Raw genomic sequence first — 20,806 nt, forward strand, 5'->3', positions numbered from 1 at the left:
CTTAGAGCACCTTTGCGAGGAACTGTTGCGTGCGCGGCTGCTGTGGATTGTCCAGCACGTCGGCCGGTGTGCCGCTCTCCACCACGGCGCCGTCGACGAGGAACACCACGCGGTCGGCGACCGAGCGGGCGAAACCGATCTCGTGAGTGACCACGATCATCGTCATGCCGTCGCGGGCCAGCGAGGTCATCACGTCGAGCACCTCGCCGACCAGCTCCGGGTCCAACGCGGACGTGGGCTCGTCGAACAGCATCAGCTTGGGCTTCATCGCCAGAGCCCGCGCGATCGCAACACGTTGCTGCTGGCCACCGGACAGCTGCGCCGGGTACGAGCCCGCCTTCTCCGCGAGCCCGACCCGTTCCAGCAAGGTCACCGCCTCGGCCCGGACCTCGGCCCGGTCGCGGCGCAGCACCTGGACCGGGCCCTCCATGACGTTCTCCAGCGCCGTGCGGTGCGGGAACAGGTTGAATCGCTGGAACACCATGCCGACGTCGCGCCGCTGGTGGGCCGCCTCGCGTTCGCGCAGCTCGTAGAGCTTCCCACCGTGAGATCGGAACCCGACCGGGACGCCGTCGACCCAGATCCGGCCGGCGTCGATGGTCTCCAGGTGGTTCACACAGCGCAGGAAGGTCGACTTCCCCGCGCCGGACGGGCCGAGCAGGCAGACGACCTCGCCGCGGTCGACCTCCAGGTCGATTCCGCGCAGCACTTCGGTGTGGCCGAACGACTTGCGGACCCCAACCGCCTCAACGAGGGCCATAAGCACGCTCCAGGTAGTGCTGCCCGATCGACGCGAGGGACACCATCACGAGGTACCAGGCCGCGGCGGCGAACAGGGTTTCCATGATCTCCAGGTTGCGCGAGGAGATGTTGTTCGCGGCGTGGATGAGCTCCAGGAAGGCGATCACCGACGCCATCGAGGTGCCCTTGATCATGTTGATGAAGTTGTTGCCGGTCGGCGGGATGATCACGCGCATCGCCTGCGGCAGCACGACTCTGCGCAGCGTCGTCATCGGCGTCATGCCGATCGACTTGGCCGCCTCGGTCTGGCCGGAGTCCACGCTGCTCAGGCCGGCGCGGACGATCTCGGCCATGTAGGCGCTCTCGTTGAGCCCCAGCCCGAGCAGCGCCGCCACGAACGCCGTCATGACCACGTTCGTCGGCACGGTGAAGAGCATCGGGATGCTGATGTTCTTGAACACCAGCGCGAGGTTGAACCAGATCAGGATCTGCAGCAGCACCGGCAGCCCGCGGAACAGCCAGATGTAGCCGACGGCGAACCACCGCGCGACCGGGTTGGCTGACAGCCGCATCAACGCGATCACGACGCCCAGGACGATCGCGCCGCCCTGGGCCGCCACGGCGAGCACGATGGTGTTGAGCAGGCCTTCGAGCATCACGGGGTGCGTGAAGAACCCCGGCACGTCCTCCCACTGGATCTCCGCCTCGGCCATCGCCCAGCCGAGGCCGACGATGATCAGGAGGATGACCGCGCCGCTGATCCACCGCCCAGGATGGCGCAGCGGCACGACCTCCAGGTTCTCGCGAAGATCACTTGCCATTGATGGCGGCCTTCGTGATCGCGCCCTGCTTGATGTCCCAGGTGGTGAGGATCTTGGTGTAGGTGCCGTCGTCGATCAGCGCCTGCAGCGCGCCCTTGATCGCCTCGGCCAGCTTGGCGTTCTGCTTGTTGACGCCGATGCCGTACGGACCACCGTTGATCGGCGGGAGCTGGACGACCTCGAAGTAGCTGCCGTCACCAGCGGTCTTCGCGACATACACGGCGGTCGGCAGGTCGTTGAGGATCGCCGCGACCCGGCCCGTGCGCAGCTGGTTCTGGTTGCCGGTGTCGCTGTCGGTGACGCTCAGCTGGACCTCGGGCTTGCCCTGGTCCTGGCACTTCTGGCTCTGCTCCTTGGCGAACTGCTCCTGCGAGCTGCCGAGGTTCACCGCCACGCCCTTGCCGCACAGGTCGTCCGGACCCTTGACGCCCTGCGGGTTCCCCTTCTGCACCATGATCGTGATGCCGGAGGTGAAGTAGTCGACGAAGTCGATCTTCTGCTGCCGCTCGGCGGTGTCGTTCATCGCGGCCATGGTCACGTCGACGCGCTTGGTCTCCAGGCTGGTGATCAGCGAGCTGAACGCCATGTCGCTGTGCTCGGCCTGGAGCCCGAGCTTGGCGGCGATCGCCTTGATCAGGTCGACCTCCGACCCCATCGGCGTCTTGCCGTCCTGGTCGTAGAAGTTGTTCGGCGGGTTCTGGATGTTCGACCCGACCTTGAGCTTCCCGCTCGACGCGATCTCGGCGGGTACCAGCGCGGCGAGCTTGTCGTCCTTCTTGACGCTCGACAGGTCCGACGACGGCGGGGTGCTCGTCTGCGTGTTGTCAGACGTGCCTCCGCAAGCAGCAAGCGTTGCGACGAGCAACGCGGTCACGAGCAGGCGCGGCATCATGGCGGGCACCGTACAACGCCACGTTGAACACGTCCACAAAAAGTTGAAACCACCTGCCCAGCTGGCCCGTCTGCCGCGGTCGGCCGCAGCTCCGGCAGCGTTGCCCGCTTTGCGAAAACTGGTCTCAGGACTAGGGCGGGCGACGTGGGCGCCGTCGAAAAATGCTGTCATGCCCGACCGCTCACGAGATGTGTCGCGCCGAGGGATTCTCGCCGCGGCCGCAGCCGGTTCTGCGCCACCTACTACGAGCCGAATGGCGCGGCCACATCGTTTCGGTACGAGCCGGGGTTCTACGCGCGGCTGGAAACCTGGCACCAGAACTTCCGCGCTTCGACACCGAACCACTGGACGGCACGACACCGGGATCGACGGCGACCGGGGTCCGCAGACCCAGAGCCGCTCGTCCGCCGTGCTGGCCCGTACCAGGTCAGACGGCGCGATCACCGCGCAGAGCCGCCGGCTGCATTTCTGCCGCCAGAGCGCGCTGCGTGCGTGGGCACTCGCGCCCTGATTTCTGTCACATCCACCTAGTTGAGGGGAGTTCGTCATGCAGATGAAACGATTTGTGGTCGCTTTTCTCGCCGTGCTGGCCGCGTTCGTACTGACAGCTGGAAACGCCAGTGCCGCCGAGCCCAGAACCGCCGAGCTCACGGCCGCCGACGTGTCGATCATGGCTTGGGAATGTCCGTCCGGGCACTTCTGCGCCTACACGGGCCTGAACGGCACGGGCTCCAGGTGCGCCTGGTCGGGCGCCGACCCGGACTGGCTGTCCGGAAACGTCCGGTGTTCGTGGGCCGGTTCGACGCGTGTGCAGTCCTACAAGAACAACGGCACGAGCGGCAGCTTCACCGGTGTCGAGATCTACCGCAACGCGGATTACATCGGCAAGTTCCACTGCGTCCTGCAAGGCGGACAGGGATGGAACGTAACCGCGGGCGGCGTTCTCCTCCGCTCCCACCGGTGGATTTCGAGCACCTGCAATTGACGTGAAGAGGGGGCGGGTCCACCCGCCCCCTCTCGGCACCGGGAGATCGCAGCACCTCACCCGCGTCTACCGCAAGCTCAACGCGCAGCACCGGACGGATCTGCCCGACCTGAGCGACGGGGAATTCCGGACCAGCGAGGTTCGTTGATACGGAGTACCCCAGGGACAACGAGGAGGACCCCAATGGCGACGGTCGAGCTGACCACGGAGAACTTCGACGAGGTGGTCGGTGGGTCCGGCATCGTCCTGGTCGACTTCTGGGCCGACTGGTGTGGCCCGTGCAAGGCGTTCGCGCCCACGTTCGAGGCCGCGTCGGAGAAGCACGAGGACCTCGTGTTCGGCAAGGTCGACACCGAGGCGCAGCAGCAGCTGGCGGCTGCGTTCGGCATCCGCAGCATCCCGACGTTGATGATCGTCCGGGAAGGCGTCGTGCTGTTCTCGCAGCCGGGTGCGCTGCCGGGCAACGCGCTGGACAGCCTCATCCAGCAGGCGCGTGACGTGAACATGGAAGAGGTCCACGCGCAGGTGAAGGAAGCTCAGCAGGGCTGATTCACAAACCCCGGCCGTGGGTACCTGACGTGCATGAACACCGACACGTCGACCGCTCAGCTGGTGAACCAGCTGTCCGAGCAGGTGAGCAGGCTCGCGCGCGACGAGATTCGTCTCGCGGTCGCTGAGCTCAAGGACAAGGGCAAGCACGCCGGTGTCGGCGCCGGGATGTTCGGCGCGGCCGGCGTGTTCGCGTGGTGGGGTGGGCTCAGCATCGTCGCGGGCATCATCCTCGCCCTCAGCCTCGTACTTCCGCCGTGGGCGGCCGCATTGATCGTCGCGGCCGCCCTTCTGCTCATCGCGGGCGTCGCGGCGCTCATGGGTCGCAGCCAGGTCCGGCAGGCGACTCCCCCGGTGCCGCGCCAGGCGATGGACAACGTCCAGGAGGACATCGCGACGATCAAGGAGCGTGCGCACCGATGAGCGATCCCAAGGACGAGCTCCAGAAAGACGTCGAGCGCACCCGCCGTGAGCTCGGTGAGACCGTGGAAGCGTTGGCGCACAAGGTCGACGTGCCCGGTCGGGTCAAGGAACAGGCGCGCGACACCAAGGTCAGGATGACCGTGGCGACCAACGAGGCGATCGACTCCCTGCCGGAGCCGGTGGCCCTGCAGGTCGAGAAGGCGCGCCGGCATCCCGCGGCCATTGCGGCAGTGCTCATCACGCTGGTCCTCGTGATCTGGAAACTTTCCAGGAGGAATGGATGAAGTTGCTGTACCGCCCACTGGGAATGTTGCTCGGCGCGTTGGGAGGCTTCCTCGCAACCGCGATCTTTGGTCAAGTGTGGAAAGTAGTCGCGGGTGATGAAGAAGCACCGAGCGCGACGATGCGGAACCGTACGTGGCGCGAGGTCCTGCTGGCCGCGGCGTTGCAGGGAGCCATCTTCGGCCTGGTGAAAGCCGCGATCGACCGCGGCGGCGCCAAGGGATTTCAGAAGCTGACGGGCAAATGGCCCGGTGACGAAGAGGATTGATCGCCTCCCGTAACCGGTCCCGCTGAACGATCCAAACGAGACGCGAAGGTACACGCCAATCGTTTGGCGACTTAATCTGGCCCGGTCGCCTGCGAAAGGGCCAGTGATGACTCGTCAGTTGCGAGCTCGTGCGCTTTCTTCGAGGTTCGAGCCACTGGACTCCGTTCCGGACGACCCTGCCCGCTCCAGGCTGGGCGTCGTGCGGTTCGCCGGCACGTCGTTCAACCCGGTGCTGCGGGCAGGGCATCCGGAACTGACGGTGCACCTGGCCGAGGACGAGCAGCACGGCTTCGCCGAGGTCTGGACGAGCTCGCGCGGCGTCGAGTCCGGCGAGCACAAGGCGATCACCTACGCCCACGACGGCGAATACCTGTTCTGCGCCGGGCGGATTCCGCCGTGCGACGAGTTCACCTACGCGGGCCGGCTCGCGTTCCGGGCGGCACTCGAGCTCGCCGGGAAGCTCGGCTACCACCACGTCTTCCGGATGTGGAACTACCTGCAGGACCTCAGCCCGCAGACCTACCGCGAGTTCCTGCTGGGCCAGGCGGAAGCGTTCGCGAAACGCCCGGTCACGTGGAGCGGCCTGCCCGCGGCGACGGTGGTCGGCTCACGCGGCGGCGGGATCGCGTTCCACTTCCTGGCCTGCCGCACCGGCATGCCGATCACGCTCATCGCACCCAGCGGCGCGCGGGGCGTCTACCTGCACGGCAGGCTGTTCTTCACGGCGCCGTCGCTGGACGACGCCGAGGAGCTGATGAGCGCGGTCAACCTCGCCAACTGGGGCATCGAGGACGGTTTCGGGCTGCACGACATCACGACGCTGAAGGCCTACGCGCGGCAACCGGGTGATCTTTCGCTGGCCAGGTTCGACTGCGACACTCGGCTGGATCGCGAGACGAGCGTGGCATATCTGCTGGCCACACTGCTGTCGGAGGACCGCGCGGTGGAATTCGAGGGTGTCGCGGGCTGACGCCGTTCGACAACGTCGTTCGATTCCCGTTCGACACTGCGAACACTTGAATTCTCAACTATTCTCACCCTCATGCCACAGCCAGAGGGTGCCGAGCTCGACGCGATCAGGGCCAAGCGGGACGAGCTGCACGAGAAGTACGTCAGGCCGCTCGACGAACGCGGCGGTTCGCCCACTCGCGGCGTCCACCACATCGCGTTGATCTGCAAGGACGTCGAGGAGACCATCAAGTTCTACCAGGAGTTCCTCGGTTTCCCGCTGGTGGAGCTCGTGGAGAACCGCGACTACCGCGGCTCCAGCCACTTCTTCTTCGACCTCGGCCACAAGAACCTGCTGGGGTTCTTCGACTTCCCCGGCCACGACCACCCGGCGTTCATGGAGACGATCGGCGCCGTGCAGCACCTGGCGCTGTCCATCTCCCCCGAGCGGTTCGACGAGATCAAGGCCAAGCTGGACGAAGCGGGGATCGAGTACCTGGGCCCCGACCGGGGCGTCGAGGACAGCCTGTACATCCGCGACCCCAACGGTGTAGGGATTGAGTTCTACCGCGAGGTACTCGGCGAGTTCGAGGGCACGACTTTGATCAAGTAGAACGGAGTCGCAGCGTGGCGCAAGAGGTCAAAGGCGTTGTCGCCAGAGGAAAGGGCCAGCCGGTCGAACTGACCACTGTGCTCGTTCCCGATCCCGGTCCCGGTGAGGCCGTGGTTCGCGTGCAGGCGTGCGGTGTCTGCCACACCGACCTGCACTACCGCGAGGGCGGCATCAACGACGAGTTCCCGTTCCTGCTGGGCCACGAGGCCGCGGGCGTCGTGGAGTCGGTGGGCGACGGCGTGGTGGACCTCGCGCCCGGCGACTTCGTCGTGCTGAACTGGCGCGCCGTCTGCGGCACCTGCCGTGCGTGTCGTCGTGGCAAGCCCTGGTACTGCTTCTCGACGTTCAACGCCGCGCAGCCCATGACGCTGGCGGACGGCACCAAGCTGTCGCCCGCTTTGGGCATCGGCGCGTTCGTCGAGAAAACTCTGGTCCACTCAGGACAGTGCACGAAAGTCGATCCGTCGGCCCGCGCCGCCGCCGTGGGGCTCCTGGGCTGCGGCGTGATGGCCGGCGTGGGCGCCGCCATGAACACCGGCGGCGTGACCAGAGGCGACTCGGTGGCCGTGATCGGCTGCGGCGGCGTGGGCGACGGCGCCATCGCGGGCGCCCGCCTAGCCGGTGCCGCGAAGATCATCGCCGTCGACACCGACCCCCGAAAGCTGGAGTGGGCCAAGGGTTTCGGCGCCACGCACACCATCAACGTCCGCGACGTCGACGACGTGGTTGTGGAAATCCAGCGCCTGACCGAAGGTTTCGGTGCGGACGTGGTGATCGACGCGGTGGGCCGCCCGGAAACCTGGAAGCAGGCCTTCTACGCCCGCGACCTGGCCGGAACCGTTGTCCTGGTGGGCGTTCCGACCCCGGACATGAAGCTCGAGATGCCGATGATCGACTTCTTCTCCCGCGGTGGTTCGCTGAAGTCGTCCTGGTACGGCGACTGCCTGCCGTCGCGCGACTTCCCGATGCTCGTCGACCTGTACCAGCAGGGCCGCTTCGACCTGGACGCGTTCGTCACGGAGGAGATTCCGCTGGACGGCGTGGAAGCCGCCTTCGAGAAGATGCACCACGGCGACGTGCTGCGATCGGTCGTGGTCTTCTGATGGCTCTGCGGGTCGACCACACCGTCACGTCCGGCACGTTCTCGCTGGACGGCGAAACCTTCGACGTGGACAACAACGTCTGGGTCGTCGGCGACTCCACCGAGTGTGTCGTCATCGACGCGCCGCACGACGTGGACGCGATCCTCAAAGTGGTTGATGGGCGGCGCGTTGTGGCGATTCTGCTGACGCACGCCCACGACGACCACGTCCGCGTCGCGCCGGACCTGGCGCATGCGACCGGTGCGCCGTTGGCTCTGCACCAGGACGACCACGTCGTGTGGTCGTTGACCCACACCGGTGTGATCCCGCACCAGGCGTTGGAAGACGGCCAGGTGATCGAGGTGGCCGGCGAGGAGATCCACGTGCTGCACACGCCTGGGCATTCGCCTGGCGCGGTGTGCTTTTACGTGCCGTCGCTCGGTGCGGTGTTCACGGGCGACACGCTGTTCCAGGGCGGGCCGGGCGCGACCGGGCGGTCGTTCTCGGACCGGCCGACGATCGAGAAGTCCATCCGGGAGAAGCTGCTGACGCTGCCCGGCGAGACCGTGGTGCACACAGGCCACGGCCCGGACACGACGATCGCCGCTGAGGTGTTCTAGTGGTGTGGCCCGGAACGTTGCCGGGGGAATTCGCGGTCAGACGGGTGCATCGTGGTGCCGCCCCCGCGTCCTCGTACTGGTTGTACGGGGGCGCGGGGGGCGGTGCCGCGAGGCGCCCTGCTGAGCGTGGATTACCTCGCCAACGTTCCGGGACGCGCCACTAGGTCTCGGGAAAGACGATGTCGACGGACTCGGGGAACTCGACCGAGTCCGTCAGCACGAAGAACGGGTTCGGGCCCGGCTCCAGGTAGAAGGTCATCGTCACGGTGTCCTCGGGGTCGCGCAGCACGATCTTCCCGCGGGACAGCAGCAGCGTGCCGGCGAAGTACGGCAACGTCGCGTCGCTCGATTCCGGCTCGCCGCGCCACACCCGCACGGTGACCATCCCGTCCACCGACGGCATGACGCAGAAGACGACGGCGTCGGCCGTAACGTTGTACTTCACCTCGTCGGGGTTCCACGAGTCGTGTCGCCCCATCAGCGGGTCTTCCTCCAGCAGCAGGCAGCCGTGACCGGCAGCCGCGGTGAAGGCCCCCATCAGTTCACCCATGGCTAGAACTTAGGCGGGCGCTTCTCCAGAAACGCGGAGACGCCCTCCTCGTACTCGGCGCTGGACGCGGCCTCCGCGTACAGCGCCCGCACGAAGTCGTCCTCGTGCCCACCGTCGGTGATCGAGTTGATGATCTTCTTGGCACCCCGCACCGACACCTGCGCGCGACCGGCGATCTGTTCGGACAGTTCCTTCACCCGCGCGTCCAAGGACTCCACGACCTCGTTGACGAGACCGATCCGCAACGCCGTCGCCGAGTCGATCAAATCGGCCGAGAACAGGATCTGCTTCGCCCACGCGGGCCCGACCGCGTGCACGAGCGCCTTGGTGGAGGTGAAGTTGTAAACGATGCCGAGTTTCGCGGGCGTGATCCCGAATCGCGCATCGGCAGACGCCACCCGAATGTCGCAGGCGAGGGCGATCTCGCACCCACCGCCGACACAGAATCCGGAAATCGCGGCAATCGTAGGCTTGTCCAGTTGAGCAATGGCGCGTTCCCCGTTGTGCACCGCCTCGCCGTAGTGCGCGGCGCCCGCGGCGCCCCGGCGCAACGTCGAGAACTCCGCGATGTCGGCACCGGCGGAGAAGTGCTCGCCGCCGCGCACCACGAGCACGCGGATGCTCTGATCAGCGGAAACCTCGGACATCAACGATGGCAGAGCCGACCACATCTCGTAGCTCATCGCGTTGCGCTTGGCCGGCCGGTTGATCGTCAACGTGGCGACCGGACCGGCCGCGGACAGCTCCAGGAACTCGCTCACAGGCCGCACGATACCCATCGGCTTGTGGCGCCACGCCCGGTCTCAGATGGGAAGAATGCGTTCGCGTCCTTGTAAGGTCCCTTGCCGAAGAAGGGAGGACGCGTGACCGCGGCAGGCATCGGCGCCTCCACACTGCGGACGTTCGCGGTGCGGTTGCGCACAAGTGCGCCGGTCTCCGCGCGCATCCTCTCGGAACTCGCGAGCGAACTCGACCGCGGCGGGCCGGTGGCCGACCTGCTCTGTTCGCACACGGCCGTGCACAGCCCGCTCTTCGGCATCCAGGCGCTCGCGGGCGTGCGGCTGCTGATGCTGTCCGGAAAGGCGCCGGAGCTGAGCCAGCGGTTCGCCAGCGCGCACGCCGCCGCGATGGCCGGCGAGTCCGACTCGACGGCGCTGCTGGCCTGGCTCGCGGCGCGGCGGGCGATCGTCGAGAACGCGGGCGAGATCCTGGCTGCGCTCGACCGCACGGTTCAGCAGCACCAGCCGAAGACGGCCGGGTTCCTGTTGCGGGGCCTGACCATGATCGGCGCGCCCAGGATCAGGCTGCTGGAGCTCGGCGCCTGCGCCGGCCTCAACCTGATCCTGGACCGCTACCGCTGGTTCGGGCTCGGCTGGGAGTGGGGCGAGAAGGACTCGCCCGTGCGCCTCGCCGCCGTCGGACCGCAGCCGCCCGAGCTGGAGATCGTCGAACGCGCCGGCTGCGACCTGCAACCGCGCGACCCGTCGGATCCCAAGCACGCGATGATCCTGCACTCGTTCATCCCGCCGGAGCACGACGCGCTGCGGTGGGACCTCGACGACGCCATCGAGCTGGCCGCCAAGGTCGGTGTGAAGGTCGACCGCTCGCCCGCCGGACGGTGGCTGCGCGAGAACCTCGTGCCGCCCGACGAACGCGGCACGTACACGGTGATCTGGCACAGCTCGTTCTGGCCGTACCTGACCGAAGACGAACGCAACGAGATCGAGACGACGCTGACGGCCGCGGCGGGCTCCATGCCGCTCGCGCGCGTTTCCTACGAGTCGATCGACTTCCGCTCAAACCCGAGGCTGACGGTCACCATCTACAGCTAGGACGCGAAACTCCGCCAGCGCCTCGTCGATCGCGGAACTGTTCCACCGCTGGAGGTTCAGCGCGAGCGACACCTGCCGCTTGCCGTCCGGGCTGTGGAACGACCACGTGCCCGCACCCCACACCGAACCGTCGTGCCCCCAGAAACCGTTGTGCTCGTGCAACCCGAACCCGTAAGAGACCGTCGAACCGTCGAACGCGACCACCGGGCCGGTCTTCTGCATCTCCCGCAACGACTCCGGCGACACGATCTTGCCGTCGAGCAGGGCGGCGAAGAACAGGTTGAGGTCCTCCACCGTCGAGATCAGCGACGCCGCAACGCCGACCCACGACATGTCGTAGACGCTGTAGTCGCGCGGCGGATCGAGCAACCCGAACAGCGCCTCGTACATCGGCGCGTGCGGCCCCTCGATCCGTGACCCCACCGGGAACATCGTGTTGCGCAGCCCCGCGCGTTCGATGACGTTCCTGGTGATCCACCGCTCGGCCGTCATGCCGGTGACCGACTCGATCAGCCGCCCCAGCAGCAGATAGCCGGTGTTGGAGTAGGTGCCCGCTGGAACAGCAGGCGCGTCGACGCCCAGCTTGATCAGCTCGCGCGGGTAGAAGTGCCGGAACTGGTTGTCGTCCAAGCTCTTCGGCGACCCCTCCAGCAGCGACGGGAACGCCAGGAACCGGTAGTCCGCGAGACCGCTGGTCATGTTCAGCAACATCCGGACCGTCGCCTCGCCGTGGACCGGCTGGTCCAGCCCGATCTTCCCGCGCTCCACCAGTTGCAACACAGCCGCCGCGGTGAACGTCTTGGTGACGCTGCCGACGCGGTGGCGCGCGGACGGCGTGACATCCCCGAAAGCGCCCTGCCACACGTGCCCGTTGTCGCGCACTTCCGCCCACACAGCAGGAACTCCGGCCCGGTGGATCGCCTCCAGCGCCGCCTTCACGTCAGCGCCCGGCGCAGCACGTCGCCGATCTCGGCGAACTGGCGCTGCGACACCTCGGCGGACAACAACGCCTGCGAACCGTGGAACGTGCCGGGCCACTGGTGCAGCTCGACCTGCACGTCCGACTGCATGAGCCGCACGGCGTAAGCGATGTCCTCGTCGCGGTTCGGGCAGAACTCGGCGGTCGCGACGTAGGCGGGCGGCAGGTCCGAGAGATCCTCGGCGCGCGCCGGTGCCGCGTACGGCGTGGCGGGCCGGCCGCCCAGGTAGTGCGCCCACGCCTGGGTCGCCTTGGCGCGGTTGTACCAGGGCGTTTCGGTGAAGTGCCGCGCCGACCACGTGGTCAGCCGGTCGTCGAGGCCCGGCTGGTGCAGCAGCTGGAACCGGATCGGCGGCCCCTGCTCGTCACGTGCCTTCAACGTCAACGCCGCCGCCAGCCCGCCGCCCGCACTGTGCCCGGCGACCGCGAGCAGATCAGGGTCCGCGGCGTTCTCGTGCGCCCACCGCAGCACCGTCCACGCGTCGTCCAGCGCGGCCGGGAACGGGTTCTCCGGCGCCAACCGGTAGCCCACCGAGATCACCGTCGCCTGTGACCGTGCGGCCACGCGGGAGGCCCACGGGTGTTCGGTCTCCACGTCGCCGATGCACCAGCCACCGCCGTGCATCCAGATGACCGTGCCGCGCGCCTCGAACGGCCGGTAAATCCTGATGGGCACCTCGGGGTCACCGGGCACCACGAGGTCCTCGACCTCCATGCCGTCCGTCTCCGCCGGGATGCCGACCGCGAGCTTGGCGAGGAACTCCCGCTCCTGCACCACGTCGGTCAGCTCGGCCTTCGGGAAGAACGGGACGAAAGCTTCCAACTCGGGATCCATGTGATCCATCCTCACGATCCTCCCGCCGATCTTCAGCCGACGTGCGTCGCGCAATCCGGCCCGGCCGCGCGCCATTCGTCGCTATCGTCGCCGCATGGAGGCATTGGCGACGCGGCTGTCGAACCTCGACTCGCACGTCGAGGGCGCGATCCGGGTGGTGATGTTCTACGACACCCTGATGCGCCGCCGGGTCGATCTCCCTGCGCTGGCACGGGCTTCGGCGGGGCTGGCCGAGTGCGTCGCCGGGATCCGGTTGCACAGCACCGGCAAGGTGATCCGCATGTCGCCGGGCGGCACCGCGGCCGCCGCACCACAACTCCCGTCCTGCACCACCGCGATCACCCTCGACGACGAGGAGATCGGCGAGGTCTGGCTCGAACGCACCGGCGTCGCCAATCCGCTCGACGAAGTGGTGCTGGACCGCCTCGCGCTCGCCGTCGCCGCCGTCGTCGAGCGCTACGGTCCCGCGCGCACCACCATGGCCGACCCCGCTCTGGTCGAACTGGTCCTCAGCGCCGACAGCGACGAGGCAGGCCGGGCACGAGCCTTGCGGCTGCTGGGTTTCGCACCCGACCAACCGGTGCAGGTGGCCGCGGTCAGCTCCAGCCTGCCGCTGGACCGGGTCGCCGCAGCGGTCTGCCCGTCCCGCCCCGTCAAAGCAGCCGAGATCGCCGGTGTGGGCGCGGTCCTCGCGACCAAGCTCGAAGACTTCCCCGAGGGCGTCCGCGCGGGCGTCGGAACTGCGAACTGCCCCGCCCGGTCCTGGCTCGAAGCCCGGACCGCCCTGCGCTTCACCACCGCGCGCACCCCGGTCGTCCACTACCCGGACCTGGGCGCACTGGCGCTGCTCGCCGAGGTTCCCGCCGACGTCCTGCGCGCGAACGCCGACGTCGCCGCGGTGGCCAGATTGTCCGCCGACGACCTCGAAACGTTGGACGCCTACTGCACCACGGGATCACTGCGCCGCGCCGCCGACCTGCTGCACCTGCACCACAGCAGCGTTTCCCGCCGCCTCGACCAGATCGGCCGCGTCCTCGACGTGTCAGACGTCGGACGGGTCCGCCTCGCGCTGGCCGCCTTCCGGCTGTTGTGACGCGGACCGCAAACGTTTACAGTCTTGTTCCAACGCCGCCGTTCGCCTCCGATGGAAGAGGACGTCGAATGGACGGCAGGATCAACCGTCGACTGCTGATGAAGGCCTCCGTCGTGGCGGCGATCGCCACACCGGTCCTGACGCAAGCCGCCCTGGCAGTCGCGGTGCCCGTGCTGCCCTGGCCGGCCGCCAACGAGATCGTCAAGAACACGAAGCTCCCGTCGTTCCCCGACAAGAACTTCGACGCGACCGCGTACGGCGCCAAGGGCGACAACAAGACCGACAACACCGAAGCCTTCAAGAAGGCCATCGCCGCAGCCAACGCGGCCGGCGGCGGCCACGTGATCGTCCCGAAGGGCACCTACGTCACGGGCGCGATCCACCTGCTGAGCAACGTCGATTTCCATCTCGAGGACGGCGTGCTGCTCAAGTTCTCCGGCGACGCCTCGAAGTTCCCGACCGTGCTGACGCGCTACGAGGGCATCGAGTGCATGAACCGCTCCCCCATGGTCTACGCGTACAAGCAGACCAACATCGCGATCACCGGCAAGGGCACGCTCGACGCCGGCGCCACCAGCTCGTGGAACAAGGGCAGCGACCGCTCGTACCTGGAGTCGTTGGTGGCCAGGGGAACCCCGCCGGAGAAGCGCGTGGTTCCCGGCTCCGGCAAGAACATGCGCTCCACGTTCGTCGAGCCCTACTCCTGCGACACCGTGCTGATCCAGGGCATCACGTTGAAGAACCCCAAGTTCTGGCAGATCCACCCCACGCTCTGCAAGAACGTCACGGTCGACGACGTGCACACCGACCCGACAACATCCGCCAACAACACCGACGCGTGCGACCCCGAGTCGTGCGACCACGTCGTGATCTCCAACAGCGACCTGGGCGCCCACGACGACAACGTGGCGATCAAGTCGGGCCGCGACGAGGACGGCCGGCGGATCAACGTGCCGTGCCAGAACATCGTCGTCGTCAACTGCCGCATGAACGGCAACTGGGGCGCCATCACGTGCGGCTCCGAGCAGACCGGCGGGATCCGCAACGTCTACGGCTACAAGCTGAACTGCGTCAACGCCACCAAGTTCGCGCTGTACGTCAAGTCGAACACCAAGCGCGGCGGCTTCTCGCAGAACATCAACCTGGACAGCGTGTCCGGCGTCTTCGCGCGCGCGTTCGTCTACGTGACCACGACCTACAACTCGCAGACGGGCAGCAACGTGCCGAAGTTCGGCCCGTTCTACGTCTCGAACTGCAGCAGCACCAAGGCGTCCAAGGTGCTCGACGTGTCCGGCCTGCCACAGGAGCACGTGAAGGGGTTGGAGCTGCGGGACTCCAAGTTCACCGTCAGCTCCACCACCAACACCGTCAAGAACGTCGACGGCCTGAAGTTCACCAACGTCACGGCGAACGGCAAACCGATGACGAAGTAGGGATCAGGCGGCCCGCGGGTAGAGGCGGGCCATCCCAGGCGGCGCGGCGAAGGGTGCCCACGTGCCCTCCGCCTGCGCCAGCCGGTCGGCCACCACCCACAAGACGGTGGAGTTGAAGCCATATCCCAGGTGCGAGGACGACACCTGGACGTTCTCCTTGCGGTGTCCCGGTTCCTCGATGCACGACTCCCACGAGACGATGCCGTCGGTCTTGGAGAAGATCGACGTGGCCGGCACCGGGATCGGTGGCCGGGTCGACTCCAGCGGCGGGAACTCGTCCTTCGGGATGTGCAGGCGCGAGAACAGCGCGAACGCCGGCATCGCGCGTGACTGCACGGGATCGCTCATGTTGTACGGCGAGCCCATCGTGATCACCTGACGCACGCGGTGCGGGTGGTCGCGCGCCATCTCGCGGGCGAAGATCCCGCCGAGCGACCAGCCCACGATCGACACCGGGCCGCCGTACGCGTCAGAAACCTTCTTCACCAAGGCGTGCATGCCGTCGACCGCGCGGCGCGTCGGGCCGATGTTGCGCCCCAGGCCCCACGGGTTCACCTGATAACCCAAACCGGACAAAAAGCGGCGCAGCATCACCGTCGACGAGTCGGCGGCGCCGAGACCGGGGAACACGAGCACCGGGTGCCCGTCGCCCGCGGGGGCGCCCTTGAGCATCGACCGGCTGACCACGAACTCGCCGACGTCGAGCGCGCAGCGGGTGGGCTCGGTGAGGTACCAGAACAGACCTGGCGCACTGCCTCTGACGAGGTGGAGGGGAGACACAGCAGGAACGTCGAAGACTTCGTCTGAAGGTACGGCAGACATAGGAGCCTCCCCACACGTCGACAACCCCGAGCCGGCGCCCCGGGCCGCGTTGCCCGGTGAGTCCATGATGTTTCGTGAACGATCTTTTCGCCAGTACTTTCGAGTCTCGATTCGCCACGGCCAGGTAACACGTTGGCAACCTCACACGTGTGCACTGCCTCTCACCTGCATGGACGTCGATTCAGACGAAAAGCTCCTCTACCCTTTTTCGAGTGGATCGGATGAGCTCTTTGGACGCAGGCTTCTACTTCATCGAGGACGAGAACGTGCCCATGCACGTCGGCTCGGTCCTGGTTTTCGACGGCGAGGCGCCGTCCTACGGCGACGTGATCCGCCTCTTCGCCGCGCGGCTGGACCAGGTGCCGCGCTACCGGCAGAAGGTGAAGGCCCTGCCGTTCCACATCGGCCGTCCGGTCTGGGTCGACGACGACCACTTCAACATCCTCTACCACGTGCGCCACACCGCGGTGCCGACGCCGGGCGGTGAGGACCAGCTGCGCAACCTCGCGGGCCGGATCTTCGCGCAGAAGCTCGACGACAAGAAGCCGATGTGGGAGGTCTGGCTCGTCGAGGGCCTCGAAGGCGGGCGCTGGGCGATCATCTCCAAGGTCCACCACTGCATGATCGACGGAGTGTCCGGAACGGACATGCTGCAGCTGCTGCTGGACTTCAAGCAGGAGACCGCGCTGCCCGAGCCGAAGGAGTGGAAGGCCGCGCCGACGCCTTCGACCATCGACCTCGTGGTCGACGGCGTGCGCGACGCCGTGGTGACGCCCGTGCAGCACCTCTCCGCGTTGCCCGCTCTCGCGCGGAACATGCGGTCGCTCAGCGAGATCGTGGACTTCGGCAAGTCCGTGCTGAGCTCACTTCCCGGTACCGCACGGCGGTTGGTGACGCGCGCGGCGACCTCGCTGAACGGTCCTATTGGGCCGCACCGCCGTTGGGTCTGGGCGCGTGCCTCGCTGGCCGAGATCAAGAAGGTGCGGTCGGTGGCCGGCGGCACCGTCAACGACGTCATCCTGACCGCGATCACGCGTGGTTTCCGGGACCTGCTGGAGAAGCGCGGCGAGCTGACCGACGGCATGGTCGTGCGGACCATGGTGCCGGTGTCGATGCGCAAAGCCGACCAGCACAACGAGCTGAACAACCGCGTCAGCGCTGTTCTGGTGAATCTGCCCGTGGGCGAGGCGGACCCGGTGAAGCGGCTCGCGTCGATCCGCGAGCAGATGGACGACCTCAAGAACTCGCGTCAGGCCGCAGGTGCTGACGTGATCACGAACCTGTCGAACTTCGCCGCGCCGACGTTGATGGCGCTGGGTTCGCGGACGGCGATGCGGTTCCCGCAGCAGATCCTGCAGACCGTCACCACGAACGTGCCCGGCCCGCGCATCCCGCTCTACATGCTCGGCCGGCCGCTGGTGGAGATGTTCCCGTACGTGCCGGTCGCCTCGACGATCCGGATCACCGTCGGCATCTTCTCCTACCTGGACAAGTTCACCTTCGGCATCAACGCCGACTTCGACGGCGTGCCGGACGTCCAGCTGCTCGCCGACGGCATCCGGGCCGGCTTCGACGAGATGGTGGCGCTGGCCGCTGAGGCCGAGGAGAAGGCGGAAGCTGCCGCGGTGGCGAAGAAGCCCGCTCCGAAGCCGCGTGCCGTGAAGGCGACGGCCAAGACCTCGGTGAACGGTGTGAAACCGGAGACGACGGCCTGAGACACGATCTGACGGTTCAGGCGGGTGCGCACGACCTGCACCTGACCGTAGTAGGACTCGACGCGCGGCTGGGCGCCCTGGGTGTGGCGCTCGGCCAGGTCGACGACGTCCGCATCGAGCTGGAGAACGTGCGGTGGTCGCGCTGGCGTGCTCGCCGCGCGACCGTCGTGTGCCGGGACGTCCACGTGAACCCGCCCGCGACGCTGGTGTCGTCGCCGGTCGAGTTCCGCGTCGAAGTGGCGCTTTCGGACATTCCGGAGTTACAACTGGTCAGTTGGTTGCCGCTGACCGTCCAGTTGGTCGGCTCGGAGTTGCACGTGCGGCTGCACCGCTGGCTGCCGGCACGCGTGTTCGCGGTGCCGGAGCTTCCGCGGGGCATCGAGCTGACCGGCGTCGAACAGCATCCTGATCACTTCGTGCTGACCGGAGCCGCCCCCGTGCTGCGGGAGCGGCTCACGCTGGGTCAGCTGGCCGACGTGGTGAGGCGGTTGGCGTCCATCCAGCCCAAGACCCGCTCGGACACGACCTCGGGGATCTCCATCTGGGGCACGTGACCGATGCCCTCGTACTCGTCGTAGCGCCAGTGCGGGTGCCTGCGCGCCACGTACCGGGCGGCGGCGACGTTGACCAGCCGGTCCCGGTCGCCGCTCATCAGGAACACCGGCACGCGCAGCTTGGCCATCGCCGCGTAGTAGGCGCCACGCTTCGACGTCGTGAACACGGTGCTGCGTGCGGCCGCGAGGAACGCCGTGTCCAGGCCTTCCACCTTGGCGCGCTCGCCGATGAGGTGCTCGCTCGCCTGCTTGAGCTCCTCGGGGATGCTGCTGGGGTCCGCGCAGACCAGCTCCAGCAGGCGTTCGACCTGCCTGCGCGCGGGGGCGGTCTTCGCCTTGGCGAGGAACCGCTCGCCCAGGCCCGGCACCGAGTACATGAAGAACGTGGTGAGCATCGTCGGGTCCGGTCGCGTCCCGAACACCATCGGCAGTGCCGGGTCGACCAGCACCAGCCCCCTGACCAGGTCGGGGTTGTAGGCGGCGTGGAAGGTGGAGATCATCCCGCCCATCGAGTTGCCGACCAGGATCACGGGCTCCTGCACGACCTCCCTGACGAACCGGCCGAGCAGCTTCGCGTTGGCCTGGACCGTGGTCTGACGGCCCTCGGGGTTGGTCAGCCCGTGTCCGGCGAGGTCGACGGCCGTGACGCGCGCCTTCTTCGCGAGCAACGGCGCCAGCAACGCCCAGTTCAGGTGCGAGCCGCCGAGCCCGTGCACCAGGACCATCCTGGGACCGTCGTCCGGTCCGCCGAAGTCCACCCAGTGCACGGGCCCGTCGAGGTCGGCGTAGTGACTGGTGCCGCCAAAGTTCGCCACAGTCGTCATACCAACCAGTATGTCGGTTAGACCAACCGGTCGGTAGCCACCGTTAGCGCCACGGCAGCGCGGGCTCGCACGTCTTGGGATCGACGTTCGGGTTCCACGCGTGGATGATCTCGCCCTTCGGGTTGACGAAGCACTTGCCCTGTTGGAAGGTGCCGCCGATCAGGTTGCCCGCCGCGTCGTAGGCCTTGATCTCACCGTTGCCGCTCCCCTGCGGCGGTGACCAGGTCGAGGGGTACACGATCCGCACGACAAAGGTGTTGTTGGCGATCGTGGCGTCGACCGTCTGCCCGTCCACGGTGAGCGTCACCCTGGCGACCTTTGAGTCGACCCGGCCGGCCGCGGTCCGATAGCCGGGCACGCCCTTGTAGACCGGCCTGTTGAGCGGCGTGTCACCGCCGGCCGAGGCCCCGTTGCTGTCCACACCGATGTGCCCCGGCAGCCACTCGGGGTCGAACCCGCTGGAAAAGGCCGAGTTGAAGGGGTAGACGGCGATGTCGAGGCTGCAGGCGAGCATCGCGCTCTCGGTGTAGATCAACGCGAACGCACCCGGCCCGCTGCCGACGTGCTGGTACAGCTTCGGCTCGCCCTGGAGCCCGGCGGACTGCAGGCACCCCTGCTCGATCGCCGCGATCCGTTCCGGTGCGAGGCCGGCGACGACCGGCGCGGGCCTGGTGGACGGCGTGGTCTGCGTCGTCGGCGGCGACGTCGTGACGTGCACGGCCGGCGTGTGCTCATTCGGGTCCGGCCGCAGCAACACGACGCTCGCGGCAACGGTGATCACCGCTGCCGCCGCGGCCAGGATCGGCACGGTGAGCCTTGACTTCTTGCGGCCGATCTTGCTTTCGAGCTCGGCCCGGATCCGCGTCTGCCGACCGGGCGGGAGGTCGCGAGTGGGCGGAAGCATGCTGGTCATCGGTCCTCCCCGGTGTGCACGAGCTCGCGGTGCTGCTGGAGCTTCGACTTGGCCTTGCTGACCCGCGCCCGCACGCTGCCCTCGGTGATGCCGAGCACCGCAGCCGCGTCCGCGTACGACACCTCGGACCACACGCACAGCGCGAGCGCCTCACGCTCGTTGCGCGGCAGCTTCTCCACTGCTTTGAGCAGCTCTTTCATCCGTTTTTGGTCGTCGAGTCGCTCGGCCACCAGATCCGCGTGGTCAGGCACCGGCCGGTCTTCTCCGACCCTGCGGAGGTTCTTGAGCCTCCTGGTCAGCGACCGCTGCCCGTTGCGCACGACGTTCGTCGCCACCGTGAGCAGCCACGGCAACGCCGACTCGCGCTCCAGCCGCACCTCGGCCCGCTTGCGCCAGGCCAGCAGGAAGGTCGCCTGCAGGTCGTCCTCGGCGTCGGCCCACGAGGCGGTCAACCGGAAGCAGTGGTTGTAAACCGCCTTGGCGTGCCGGTCGAACAGCACCCCGAAGGCGTGCGCACTGCCCCCGGCGGCCTGCGACCACAACGCGCGGTCGTCTTCGGTTGTCATACCTGTTCGTGTCCGCCCGCCCAGTCGGTGTTGGCACCCATTGTCCCGGCGATCACCGGGCTACACCGCCCGCCCGTGGGGGGAAGCGCGTTCGCGGGTGCTGCGGGTTGGTGGAGGCGGGTTCCGCGACATCGGCTCTGCCATCGCGGCGGCGCGTGACGGCGACGTCGTGGAGATCTCCGGCGGCACCTACGTCGAACAGCTGACCGTGGACAAGGCCGTCGAGCTGCGCGCCGTCAAGAACACCGGCGCGGTCGAGCTGGTCGGCGAACGCACACCGCTGATGTTGCGAGCCGGCGCCACCGCCCGGACCGTGTTCTCGCCGGCCACGCCAAAGCGCCCGACGAGTTCGCACAGCCCCCGAACAACCCCGCCCAGCCCCACCTCGCCCCGGACAGGTCGCGCCAGCTTGACGCGGCCTCCCGGCACGACCACATGACCCCCAACGGGTTGGCACGGGCTTCAC

General features: G+C 67.7%; 26 protein-coding genes. 15 read left to right on the forward strand and 11 right to left on the reverse strand.

Going from position 1 to position 20,806, the window contains the following annotated elements:
• Position 1 precedes the first annotated feature (1 nt).
• Genes DI276_RS11325 through DI276_RS11335 form a run of 3 tightly spaced genes read right to left on the reverse strand, consistent with a single transcriptional unit; the run spans position 2 to position 2,451 of the window.
• On the reverse strand, positions 2-760 hold the full coding sequence (locus DI276_RS11325) for an amino acid ABC transporter ATP-binding protein (RefSeq protein ID WP_157984650.1): 759 nt from the start codon (positions 758-760) through the stop codon (positions 2-4).
• Positions 747-1,562 carry an amino acid ABC transporter permease gene (locus tag DI276_RS11330; RefSeq protein WP_112263206.1) on the reverse strand — a complete coding sequence of 272 codons (816 nt, stop codon included), beginning with the start codon at positions 1,560-1,562 and terminating at the stop codon, positions 747-749. Before DI276_RS11330 ends, DI276_RS11325 begins: the two co-directional genes overlap by 14 nt.
• Positions 1,552-2,451, reverse strand: a complete 900-nt coding sequence (locus tag DI276_RS11335) for an ABC transporter substrate-binding protein (RefSeq protein ID WP_408610530.1) — start codon at positions 2,449-2,451, stop codon at positions 1,552-1,554. Before DI276_RS11335 ends, DI276_RS11330 begins: the two co-directional genes overlap by 11 nt.
• Positions 2,452-3,001: 550 nt before the next feature.
• On the opposite strand from DI276_RS11335, the gene DI276_RS11340 reads away from it, so the two are divergent.
• The 9 genes from DI276_RS11340 to DI276_RS11380 all read left to right on the forward strand — a co-directional run bounded on the left by DI276_RS11340 (position 3,002) and on the right by DI276_RS11380 (position 8,224).
• The gene (locus DI276_RS11340) at positions 3,002-3,439 is read left to right on the forward strand and encodes a peptidase inhibitor family I36 protein (protein ID WP_112263208.1); all 438 of its coding nucleotides are present in this window, start codon (positions 3,002-3,004) and stop codon (positions 3,437-3,439) included.
• Between the two features lie 183 nt (positions 3,440-3,622).
• Positions 3,623-3,988 carry a thioredoxin gene (trxA, locus tag DI276_RS11345; protein WP_112263209.1) on the forward strand — a complete coding sequence of 122 codons (366 nt, stop codon included), beginning with the start codon at positions 3,623-3,625 and terminating at the stop codon, positions 3,986-3,988.
• A 33-nt stretch (positions 3,989-4,021) separates the two neighbouring features.
• Positions 4,022-4,411, forward strand: coding sequence for a phage holin family protein (locus tag DI276_RS11350; protein ID WP_112263210.1), 390 nt, complete (start codon positions 4,022-4,024; stop codon positions 4,409-4,411).
• Positions 4,408-4,695, forward strand: a complete 288-nt coding sequence (locus DI276_RS11355; RefSeq protein WP_112263211.1) for a DUF3618 domain-containing protein — start codon at positions 4,408-4,410, stop codon at positions 4,693-4,695. Before DI276_RS11350 ends, DI276_RS11355 begins: the two co-directional genes overlap by 4 nt.
• Positions 4,692-4,961, forward strand: a complete 270-nt coding sequence (locus tag DI276_RS11360; RefSeq protein ID WP_112263212.1) for a DUF4235 domain-containing protein — start codon at positions 4,692-4,694, stop codon at positions 4,959-4,961. The genes DI276_RS11355 and DI276_RS11360 overlap by 4 nt, the downstream gene beginning before the upstream one ends.
• 106 nt (positions 4,962-5,067) lie before the next feature.
• Positions 5,068-5,931 (forward strand): chorismate transformation enzyme, FkbO/Hyg5 family, encoded by an 864-nt coding sequence (locus DI276_RS11365; protein ID WP_157984651.1) that lies wholly within the window; start codon positions 5,068-5,070, stop codon positions 5,929-5,931.
• A 72-nt stretch (positions 5,932-6,003) separates the two neighbouring features.
• Positions 6,004-6,522 (forward strand): VOC family protein, encoded by a 519-nt coding sequence (locus DI276_RS11370; RefSeq protein WP_112263214.1) that lies wholly within the window; start codon positions 6,004-6,006, stop codon positions 6,520-6,522.
• Positions 6,523-6,536: 14 nt separating this feature from the next.
• The gene (locus DI276_RS11375; RefSeq protein ID WP_112263215.1) at positions 6,537-7,625 is read left to right on the forward strand and encodes an S-(hydroxymethyl)mycothiol dehydrogenase; all 1,089 of its coding nucleotides are present in this window, start codon (positions 6,537-6,539) and stop codon (positions 7,623-7,625) included.
• Positions 7,625-8,224: an MBL fold metallo-hydrolase gene (locus DI276_RS11380; protein ID WP_112263216.1), complete on the forward strand. Its 600-nt coding sequence runs from the start codon at positions 7,625-7,627 to the stop codon at positions 8,222-8,224. Before DI276_RS11375 ends, DI276_RS11380 begins: the two co-directional genes overlap by 1 nt.
• A gap of 160 nt (positions 8,225-8,384) precedes the next feature.
• Here DI276_RS11380 and DI276_RS11385 read toward each other — a convergent pair whose 3' ends face one another.
• Positions 8,385-8,774 (reverse strand): hypothetical protein, encoded by a 390-nt coding sequence (locus DI276_RS11385; protein ID WP_112263217.1) that lies wholly within the window; start codon positions 8,772-8,774, stop codon positions 8,385-8,387.
• A gap of 2 nt (positions 8,775-8,776) precedes the next feature.
• On the reverse strand, positions 8,777-9,535 hold the full coding sequence (locus tag DI276_RS11390) for an enoyl-CoA hydratase/isomerase family protein (RefSeq protein WP_112263218.1): 759 nt from the start codon (positions 9,533-9,535) through the stop codon (positions 8,777-8,779).
• A 102-nt stretch (positions 9,536-9,637) separates the two neighbouring features.
• On the opposite strand from DI276_RS11390, the gene DI276_RS11395 reads away from it, so the two are divergent.
• Complete coding sequence (locus tag DI276_RS11395; protein ID WP_157984652.1) at positions 9,638-10,606, forward strand: DUF2332 family protein; 969 nt, start codon at positions 9,638-9,640, stop codon at positions 10,604-10,606.
• Here the strand turns inward: DI276_RS11395 and DI276_RS11400 are convergent.
• Positions 10,571-11,545: a serine hydrolase domain-containing protein gene (locus tag DI276_RS11400; RefSeq protein ID WP_112263220.1), complete on the reverse strand. Its 975-nt coding sequence runs from the start codon at positions 11,543-11,545 to the stop codon at positions 10,571-10,573. The two genes, DI276_RS11395 and DI276_RS11400, sit on opposite strands and share 36 nt — an antisense overlap.
• Positions 11,542-12,420 (reverse strand): alpha/beta hydrolase, encoded by an 879-nt coding sequence (locus DI276_RS11405; protein ID WP_112263370.1) that lies wholly within the window; start codon positions 12,418-12,420, stop codon positions 11,542-11,544. The genes DI276_RS11400 and DI276_RS11405 overlap by 4 nt, the downstream gene beginning before the upstream one ends.
• A gap of 94 nt (positions 12,421-12,514) precedes the next feature.
• Here DI276_RS11405 and DI276_RS11410 point away from each other — a divergent pair, with 94 nt between their 5' ends.
• Together DI276_RS11410 and DI276_RS11415 are read left to right on the forward strand one after the other, a co-directional pair.
• Positions 12,515-13,513 (forward strand): helix-turn-helix domain-containing protein, encoded by a 999-nt coding sequence (locus DI276_RS11410; protein ID WP_112263221.1) that lies wholly within the window; start codon positions 12,515-12,517, stop codon positions 13,511-13,513.
• A 68-nt stretch (positions 13,514-13,581) separates the two neighbouring features.
• Positions 13,582-14,946: a glycoside hydrolase family 28 protein gene (locus DI276_RS11415; protein ID WP_112263222.1), complete on the forward strand. Its 1,365-nt coding sequence runs from the start codon at positions 13,582-13,584 to the stop codon at positions 14,944-14,946.
• A 3-nt stretch (positions 14,947-14,949) separates the two neighbouring features.
• Here DI276_RS11415 and DI276_RS11420 read toward each other — a convergent pair whose 3' ends face one another.
• Positions 14,950-15,726 (reverse strand): esterase/lipase family protein, encoded by a 777-nt coding sequence (locus DI276_RS11420; RefSeq protein WP_232836579.1) that lies wholly within the window; start codon positions 15,724-15,726, stop codon positions 14,950-14,952.
• Between the two features lie 263 nt (positions 15,727-15,989).
• Here DI276_RS11420 and DI276_RS11425 point away from each other — a divergent pair, with 263 nt between their 5' ends.
• Positions 15,990-17,483 carry a WS/DGAT/MGAT family O-acyltransferase gene (locus tag DI276_RS11425; RefSeq protein ID WP_232836601.1) on the forward strand — a complete coding sequence of 498 codons (1,494 nt, stop codon included), beginning with the start codon at positions 15,990-15,992 and terminating at the stop codon, positions 17,481-17,483.
• 83 nt (positions 17,484-17,566) lie between these two features.
• Complete coding sequence (locus DI276_RS11430; protein ID WP_112263225.1) at positions 17,567-18,037, forward strand: hypothetical protein; 471 nt, start codon at positions 17,567-17,569, stop codon at positions 18,035-18,037.
• Here DI276_RS11430 and DI276_RS11435 read toward each other — a convergent pair.
• The 3 genes from DI276_RS11435 to DI276_RS11445 are packed head-to-tail and all read right to left on the reverse strand — an operon-like array spanning position 17,947 to position 20,340.
• Positions 17,947-18,861, reverse strand: coding sequence for an alpha/beta fold hydrolase (locus DI276_RS11435; RefSeq protein WP_112263226.1), 915 nt, complete (start codon positions 18,859-18,861; stop codon positions 17,947-17,949). The two genes, DI276_RS11430 and DI276_RS11435, sit on opposite strands and share 91 nt — an antisense overlap.
• A gap of 43 nt (positions 18,862-18,904) precedes the next feature.
• The gene (locus DI276_RS11440; protein WP_112263227.1) at positions 18,905-19,774 is read right to left on the reverse strand and encodes a hypothetical protein; all 870 of its coding nucleotides are present in this window, start codon (positions 19,772-19,774) and stop codon (positions 18,905-18,907) included.
• Positions 19,771-20,340, reverse strand: coding sequence for an RNA polymerase sigma factor (locus DI276_RS11445; RefSeq protein WP_112263228.1), 570 nt, complete (start codon positions 20,338-20,340; stop codon positions 19,771-19,773). Before DI276_RS11445 ends, DI276_RS11440 begins: the two co-directional genes overlap by 4 nt.
• Before the next feature lie 97 nt (positions 20,341-20,437).
• On the opposite strand from DI276_RS11445, the gene DI276_RS11450 reads away from it, so the two are divergent.
• On the forward strand, positions 20,438-20,779 hold the full coding sequence (locus DI276_RS11450) for a hypothetical protein (protein ID WP_112263229.1): 342 nt from the start codon (positions 20,438-20,440) through the stop codon (positions 20,777-20,779).
• Positions 20,780-20,806 lie beyond the last annotated feature (27 nt).

The organism is Lentzea terrae (assembly GCF_003265345.1).
GTDB classification, from domain to species: domain Bacteria; phylum Actinomycetota; class Actinomycetes; order Mycobacteriales; family Pseudonocardiaceae; genus Lentzea; species Lentzea terrae.